The organism is Streptomyces sp. NPDC002867 (assembly GCF_053591895.1).
This window is the reverse complement of sequence record NZ_JBSFUR010000011.1, coordinates 191,976-200,168: the sequence shown is the minus strand read 5'-3', so window position 1 is coordinate 200,168 and position 8,193 is coordinate 191,976. Positions and strand designations below refer to the sequence as shown.

Genomic DNA, 8,193 nt, shown 5'->3' with positions numbered 1-8,193 from the left:
TGGTTTTGTGTATGTGTTTGGGTGTGTTGGTCTCGGTGTGGTAGTGGGTGGTGTTTTGGGTTTCGGGGGTGGGGTTGGGCTGGCCCCCCCCCCCCCCCGCGGCTGTGTTCAATTCGGTGGGGGGCCGGCGGAGCGGCTCGCGGCCGGTCCGTCGTGGGTCAGTACTTGGTCAGTCCTCGAAGGTCGCGGACTTGACGTCGGTCCACTTGCCGTCCTTGACCGCGTAGACGGTGAGCTGCTTGTTGGTGGTGTCGCCGAACTCGTCGAACGAGACCTTGCCGGTCACACCGTCGAACGAGACCTTGGACATGGCCTCGGTGACCTTCTTGCGGGCGTCGGCCGGCACCTTGCCGTCGTTGGCCGCGACGACGGCCTTGACCGCCTGGATGATGCTCCACGCGGCGTCGTAGGAGTAGCCGCCGTAGGCCGCGTACGGGTCCTTGTAGCCGCCGGCGTTGTAGTCCTCGATGAACTTCTTGGCCGTCGGGAGCTTCTCGACCGGGTAGCCGACGGAGGTCGCGAGGTCGCCGTCGTTCGCCGTGCCGGAGGCCGCGATGAACGCCGGGTCGTAGATGCCGTCGCCACCCATGGTCGGGACGTTGGCCCCGGCCTTCTTGACCTGGTCGGCGAGCAGGCCGCCCTCGGGGTACTGGCCGCCGAAGTAGACGGAGTCGGCGCCCTTGCCCTTGACCTTGTCGGCGGTGGAGGAGAAGTCGGTCTCCTTCACGGTGACGTGGTCGGTGCCGACGACCTTGCCGCCGAGGCGCTCGAACTCCGCGGAGAAGATCGCGGCGAGGCCGGCGCCGTAGGTCTGCTTGTCGTCGACGACGAAGACCTTGCGCTTCTTGGCGTCGTTGTACAGGTACTGGGCGGCGAACTTGCCCTGGATGACGTCCGTGGTGGCGGTACGGAAGTAGGTGGCGAACGGCCGCTTCTTCTCGCCCTTGGCCCAGTTGTCGCCCTGGCTCAGCGCCGGGTTGGTGTTGGCCGGCGAGACCTGGGTGAGGTTGGCGGAGTTGAACACACCCTGCATCGACTGGGACACGCCGGAGTTCAGCGGGCCGACGACACCGAGGACGTCCTTGTTGCCGACCAGTTTGGTGGCGTTGGCCTGACCGGAGGCGGGGACTGCCTGGTCGTCGAGAGCCTCGATCTTGAACTCGACGCCCGGGACTTCGTTGTTCTTGTTGGCGGTCTTGGCCGCGAGGTCCACGGAGTTCTTGATGCCCTGACCGAGCGCCGACAGGGAGCCGGTGAGCGGCGCGTCGACACCGATCACGACGGTGGTCTTGCCGCTGCTCTCGCCGCCGCCCTTGTTGTCGTCGCGCGAGCCGCAGGCGGAGAGGGTGAGCGCTCCCGTGGTGACCACGGTGGTGAGGATGAGCAAGGAACGGTGTCGCACGATTAATCCTTTCCCTGGCGCGGCCCCCTCTGCTGAGGTGCCGTTTTGTCGCCGGGCCGTACTGGGGGATCCACGGCCTTCTGAAGGCGCGCCCTTCGGCGCGGTGACTGGCGGTGACTCTAGGCGGAGGTGAGGGAGCCCGGGAGACGGGAACTCAGGATGTGACGCTCTTGTTATGCCGAGGCCAAAGATCTGTGGGGGGAGTATGGACAGATCGGGCGTTTGGATACGGCACGGAATGCCCACATGGTGAGAATCTGCAGTTCCGCTAAGGTGCTTAGGTGGTCCATGGTACTGACGCCCGTTCGGAGTTTGCTCGGGTTACTCGAAGAACGGGGCCACGGGGGTGCGTGAGGGTGAAACCGAATTCCGGACACGATCTCCGTTACTCAAAGTGACGATCGTGGAGATGTTGATCATGTTGCGGGGGCGGGTCGGGGGTGTGAACCGGTCGGACATTGCAGCGCTGAGTAATCAGCCATCGTCCGAATTCCGGACGCTTCTTCGTGTAATCCGGCGCGGGGCTCACCGCGGCGGTCGCCAGTTCTCGGAACTGCCCCTCGCTCCGTTCTGCTCCGCGCAGTCCCGCTCGGCCTGGCGGTCGATCAGTTCCAGGGCCTTCTGACGCCCTTGGCGCCTTTCCTCGGCGCGGGCCGCGGCGACGATTTTCTCGTGGAGGGCGTACTGATCATTGGAGAGCCCCTTCTGTTCCCAGTCGATTCCGGCCCATTTGCCACCCTTGAGCATCTCTTTGGCCCAGTACGAGACGAGACTTGTGCATATCTGGGCAGGAGAGCTGGTCCGTGGTGCGGGAGTTGGGGTCCGCTGGTGGCCGGGTGAGGGGGCGGTCGAGCAGGCGGCCGCGGCCAGTGAGAACAGGAGGGCGCCGGCGGCGTACATGGCCCGGCTGCGCGGCTTCATGCCCATGGGCAAACGCTAAGCCGTAACCATCGGTGACACAACGGTCCGGAACGCCGATGCATCCGCAAAGCGTGACCTTGGGCCGTAAAGCGGCGCAGGCGGGCACCGGCGGTGTGCGGCGCCCGCCCGGCGGAGGGACGGAGAGGGCGGCGGCCGGAACGGCGGCCGCGTGGTGCCGGCGGTCAGCCCCGGGCGTCGCGCAGGAGGCACGTCAGCCGCGCCGTGCACACCCGCCTGTCCTGCTCGTCCGTGATCACGATCTCGTACGTGGCCGTCGAGCGTCCCCGGTGCACCGGCGTCGCCACGCCCGTGACCTGGCCCGAGCGCACTCCGCGGTGGTGCGTGCAGTTGAGGTCGACGCCCACGGCGATCTTGGAGGAGCCGCCGTGCAGCATCGAGCCCACCGACCCCAGGGTCTCCGCCAGCACGGCGGAGGCGCCGCCGTGCAGCAGGCCGTACGGCTGCGTGTTGCCCTCCACGGGCATCGTGCCGACGACCCGCTCGGCCGACGCCTCGGCGATCTGCACGCCCATGCGGTTGCCGAGGCTCCCGGCGGAGAAGAGCGCGGGCAGGTCGATACCGAGCTCCGCGTACTCGTCGATGACCTCTTGCGGGAACTTCACGGTGGTCTGCTCGCCCATGGGCCGGCTCCGATCGTCGTACGGCGGGTGTCCCTGACTGCCTGAGCAAACGCTTAGGCGGACGGAGATTGTTCCAGACGCACGATCACGGACTTGCTGGCGGGGGTGTTGCTGGTGTCCGCCGTGGAGTCCAGTGGCACCAGCACATTCGTCTCCGGGTAGTAGGCGGCGGCGCAGCCGCGCGCCGTCGGGTAGTGGACCACCCGGAAGCCGCGGGCCCGGCGCTCCACGCCGTCCTTCCACTCGCCGACCAGATCGGCGTACGAACCGTCCGCCAGGCCCAGCTCGCGCGCGTCCTCCGGGTGGACGAGCACCACGCGGCGGCCGCCCTTGATGCCGCGGTAGCGGTCGTCGAGACCGTAGATCGTGGTGTTGTACTGGTCGTGCGAGCGCAGGGTCTGCAGCAGCAGCCGGCCCTCGGGCACCTCGGGATACTCCACGGGGGCCGCGGTGAAGTGGGCCTTGCCCGTCGCCGTCGGGAAGCGGCGCTCGTCGCGCGGGCCGTGCGGGAGGGTGAAACCGCCCGGCCGGGCGATCTTCTCGTTGAAGTCCTCGAAGCCGGGAACGACCCGGGCGATGCGGTCGCGGATCGTCCCGTAGTCCTTCTCGAACTCCTCCCAGGGCGTCTTCGACGCCGGCCCCAGCACCGCGCGCGCCATCCGGGCGACGATCGCCGGCTCGGAGAGCAGATGCGGGCTCGCGGGCGGCAGATTCCCGCGGGAGGCGTGGACCATGCCCATCGAGTCCTCGACGGTGACCACCTGACGCCCGCCCGCCTGGACGTCCTTGTCGGTGCGGCCCAGCGTCGGCAGGATCAGCGCCCGCCGGCCGGTGACGGCGTGCGAGCGGTTCAGCTTCGTCGACACGTGCACGGTCAGCCGCGCCCGGCGCATCGCCGCCTCGGTGACCTCCGTGTCCGGGGTCGCCCCCACGAAATTGCCGCCCATGGCGAAGAACACCTTGGCCCGGCCGTCGCGCAGCGCCTCGATCGAGCGGACGACGTCCAGCCCGTGGTGGCGCGGCGGCGCGAAACCGAACTCCCTCTCCAGCGCGTCCAGGAACGCCTCCGAGGGACGCTCGAAGATGCCCATCGTGCGGTCGCCCTGCACGTTCGAATGGCCGCGCACCGGGCACACGCCCGCGCCCGGACGGCCGATGTTGCCCCGCAGCAGCAGGAAGTTGACCACCTCGCGGATGGTCGCCACGGAGTGCTTGTGCTGGGTCAGACCCATCGCCCAGCACACGATGACGCGCTTCGACTCCAGCACCATGGCGAGCGCACGCTCGATCTCCTCGCGCCCCAGGCCGGTCGCGGCGAGGGTGTCCGCCCAGTCCGCCGCCCGCGCGGCGGCGGTGAACTCCTCGTAGCCATGGGTGTGTTCGCGGACGAACTCCTCGTCGACCGCGCCCTCCGTCTCCAGGATCAGCTTGTTGAGCAGTCGGAAGAGCGCCTGGTCGCCACCGATGCGGATCTGCAGGAACAGATCGGTCAGGGGGACGCCCTTGACCATGCCGCGCGGAGTCTGCGGGTTCTTGAACCGCTCCAGGCCCGCCTCGGGCAGCGGATTGACGGAGATGATCCTCGCGCCCGAGCCCTTGGCCTGCTCCAGGGCGGAGAGCATCCGGGGATGGTTCGTACCGGGATTCTGACCGGCCACGATGATCAGATCGGCCCGGTGCAGGTCCTCCAGTGAGACGCTGCCCTTGCCGATGCCGATCGTCTCGGTCAGCGCGGAGCCGGACGACTCGTGGCACATGTTCGAACAGTCGGGCAGGTTGTTCGTCCCGAATTCGCGGGCGAACAGCTGCAGCAGGAACGCCGCCTCGTTGCTCGTGCGCCCCGAGGTGTAGAAGAGCGCCTCGTCCGGGGACGACAGCGCGCCCAGCTCCTCGGTGATGATCGCGAACGCCCGCTCCCAGGTCACCGCCTCGTACCGGTCGGCACCCTCGGGGAGGTACATGGGCTGGGTGATACGGCCCTGCTGGCCCAGCCAGTAACCACTGCGGCTCGCGAGATCGGCGAGCGAGTGCGTTGCGAAGAAGTCCGGTGTCACCCGGCGCAGCGTCGCCTCCTCGGCGACGGCCTTCGCCCCGTTCTCGCAGAACTCGGCGACGTGGCGCTTGTCGCCCTCGGGCCAGGCGCAGCCGGGGCAGTCGAAACCGTCCTTCTGGTTGACCTGCAGCAGCGTCTGCGCGGTGCGGCGCACACCCATCTGCTGCCGGGCGATGCGCAGCGTGTGCCCGATGGCGGGCAGGCCCGCAGCCGCGTGCTGCGGCGCCGCGACCTCGGGCGCGTCCTGGACCGGGTCACCTGCGGGCGGCTTGCTGGGCATCGCGCTCTCCTTCGAGCGTCGTTCCTGCTGTACGGACCGATCCTTTCACGTACCACCGACAGCGGCCCAGGCCGCGGCGGACCGGGTGCCGACGGCCGTGGGTCGGGAATGTCAGTGGTCCGTGGCAGGATCGGGTCCGTGGCTGAGACGGCATCGAAGAAGACGGCAGACAACCGACCGCGCCTGCTCCTCATGGACGGGCACTCCCTGGCGTACCGGGCGTTCTTCGCGCTGCCCGCGGAGAATTTCACGACCGCTGGTGGCCAGACGACGAACGCGATCTACGGCTTCGCCTCGATGCTGGCGAACACGCTGCGCGACGAGGCGCCCACGCATTTCGCCGTGGCCTTCGACGTGTCCCGCAAGACCTGGCGCTCGGCGGACTTCCCCGAGTACAAGGCGAACCGCTCGACGACCCCGGACGAGTTCAAGGGGCAGGTCGAGCTGATCGGCGAGCTGCTCGACACGATGAACGCGCACCGGTTCGCGGTGGAGGGCTTCGAGGCGGACGACGTGATCGCCACGCTCGCCACGCAGGCCGAGGCCGAGGGCTTCGAGGTGCTGATCGTCACCGGCGACCGGGACTCCTTCCAGCTGGTCAGCGAGCACACCACCGTGCTGTACCCGACCAAGGGCGTCTCCGAGCTGACGCGGTTCACGCCCGCCAAGGTCCAGGAGAAGTACGGCCTCACCCCCCAGCAGTACCCGGACTTCGCCGCCCTGCGCGGCGACCCGTCGGACAACCTGCCCGGCATCCCCGGCGTCGGCGAGAAGACGGCCACGAAGTGGATCAATCAGTTCGGCTCGTTCGCCGAGCTGGTCGAGCGCGCCGACGAGGTCAAGGGCAAGGTCGGCCAGGCGCTGCGCGACCACCTGGAGTCGGTCAAGCTCAACCGCCACCTCACCGAGCTGGTGCGCGACGTGGAGCTGCCGAAGTCCGTCGCCGACCTGGAGCGCGCTCCCTACGACCGCACCGCGCTCAAGGGTTTCCTGGAGGTCCTGGAGATCCGCAACCCGAGCCTGCGCGACCGCCTGCTCGCCGTGGACCCGGGCGCCGAGGCGGAGGAGGCCCCCGCCCCCGCCGCCGGGGTCGAGCTCGACGGCAGCGTGCTGGGCACGGGCGAGCTGGCGTACTGGCTGGACCAGCACGGTCATCAGCCCCTCGGCGTGGCCACCGTCCACAGCTGGGCGCTGGGCGTCGGCAGCGTCAGCGAGATCGCCCTGGCCGCCGCCGACAGCAAGGCGGCCTGGTTCGACACGACGCAGCTGGACGAGTCCGACGAGAAGGCGTTCACCGCGTGGCTCGCCGACGCGTCCCGCCCCAAGATCATGCACAACGCGAAGGAGGCCCTGCGGGTCTTCCCGGAGCACGGATGGGAGCTCGCCGGCGTCACGATGGACACCGCGCTCGCGGCGTATCTCGTCAAGCCCGGGCGCCGGTCCTTCGCGCTGGACGCCCTGTCGGTCGAGTACCTGCACCGTGAGCTCGCGCCCGCCGCGGCCGACGGGCAGCTGGCCTTCGGCGCCGACGAGCAGGCCGAGGCCGACGCGCTGATGGCACAGGCCAGGGCGGTCCTCGATCTGGGTGAGGCGTTCGGAGAGAAGTTGACGGAGGTCGGAGCGACCGACCTGCTCCACGACGTGGAGCTGCCCACCTCTCTGCTGCTCGCGCGAATGGAGCGGCACGGCATCGCCGCCGACCGCGCGCATCTTGAGGCGATGGAGCAGCAGTTCGCCGGCGCCGTGCAGCAGGCGGTGAAGGAGGCGCACGCCGCGGTGGGCCACGAGTTCAACCTCGGCTCGCCCAAGCAGCTCCAAGAGGTCTTCTTCGGCGAGCTGAACCTGCCCAAGACCAAGAAGACCAAGACCGGTTACACCACCGACGCCGACGCGCTCGCCTGGCTCGCCGCCCAGACCGACCACGAGCTGCCGGTCATCATGCTGCGCCACCGTGAGCAGGCCCGGCTGCGGTCCACGGTCGAGGGCCTGATCAAGACCATCGCGGCCGACGGTCGCATCCACACCACCTTCAGCCAGACCGTCGCCGCGACGGGCCGCCTCTCGTCCACCGATCCGAACCTGCAGAACGTGCCGGTGCGGACGGACGAGGGCCGCGCGATCCGCCGCGGTTTCGTGGTCGGCGAGGGCTTCGAGTCCCTGATGACCGCGGACTACAGCCAGATCGAGCTGCGCGTGATGGCGCACCTGTCGGAGGACGAGGGCCTCATCGAGGCGTTCACCTCCGGCGAGGACCTGCACACCACGGTCGCCTCCCAGGTCTTCGCGGTGGAGCGGTCCGCCGTCGACGCGGAGATGCGCCGCAAGATCAAGGCCATGTCGTACGGGCTCGCCTACGGTCTCTCGGCGTTCGGTCTCTCCCAGCAGCTGAACATCGAGCCGGCCGAGGCGCGTGTCCTGATGGACACCTATTTCGAGCGGTTCGGCGGCGTCCGCGACTATCTGCGCCGCGTCGTGGACGAGGCGCGGGCGACGGGCTACACGGCCACGATGCTGGGGCGCCGCCGCTATCTGCCCGACCTGAACAGCGACAACAGGCAGCGCCGGGAGGCTGCCGAGCGGATGGCGCTGAACGCACCGATCCAGGGCACGGCGGCGGACATCGTCAAGGTGGCCATGCTGAACGTGGACCGCGCGCTGACGGAGGCGAAGCTGAGCTCCCGCCTGCTGCTCCAGGTCCACGACGAAATCGTGCTGGAGGTCTCCCCGGGCGAGCGCGAGCAGGTCGAGGAGCTGGTCCGCCGGGAGATGGCCTCGGCGGTGTCCCTGCGGGCGCCGCTGGACGTCTCGGTGGGCGTCGGCCCGGACTGGGAGTCCGCCGCCCACTGAGCTTTTCGGGAGAGCTGCCCCGGGGCCTTCGAGCCCCCGGGGCGGCCGG

General features: G+C 69.2%; 5 protein-coding genes. 1 reads left to right on the top strand and 4 read right to left on the bottom strand.

The genetic code is table 11. The annotated features are described in order from the left end of the window. Positions 1–169 precede the first annotated feature (169 nt). The 4 genes from ACWD0A_RS14250 to ACWD0A_RS14235 all read right to left on the bottom strand — a co-directional run bounded on the left by ACWD0A_RS14250 (position 170) and on the right by ACWD0A_RS14235 (position 5,297). Positions 170–1,402: a branched-chain amino acid ABC transporter substrate-binding protein gene (locus tag ACWD0A_RS14250; RefSeq protein ID WP_307716024.1), complete on the bottom strand. Its 1,233-nt coding sequence runs from the start codon at positions 1,400–1,402 to the stop codon at positions 170–172. A 525-nt stretch (positions 1,403–1,927) separates the two neighbouring features. Further along, positions 1,928–2,329, bottom strand: coding sequence for a hypothetical protein (locus ACWD0A_RS14245; RefSeq protein WP_451297860.1), 402 nt, complete (start codon positions 2,327–2,329; stop codon positions 1,928–1,930). Between the two features lie 176 nt (positions 2,330–2,505). Then, on the bottom strand, positions 2,506–2,964 hold the full coding sequence (locus ACWD0A_RS14240) for a PaaI family thioesterase (protein ID WP_451297858.1): 459 nt from the start codon (positions 2,962–2,964) through the stop codon (positions 2,506–2,508). A 53-nt stretch (positions 2,965–3,017) separates the two neighbouring features. Continuing rightward, entirely contained in the window at positions 3,018–5,297 is a 2,280-nt protein-coding gene (locus ACWD0A_RS14235; protein ID WP_451297856.1) for an FdhF/YdeP family oxidoreductase, read from the bottom strand. Between the two features lie 138 nt (positions 5,298–5,435). On the opposite strand from ACWD0A_RS14235, the gene polA reads away from it, so the two are divergent. Further along, positions 5,436–8,144, top strand: coding sequence for a DNA polymerase I (gene polA, locus ACWD0A_RS14230; RefSeq protein ID WP_451297854.1), 2,709 nt, complete (start codon positions 5,436–5,438; stop codon positions 8,142–8,144). The last annotated feature ends 49 nt before the right edge of the window (positions 8,145–8,193 follow it).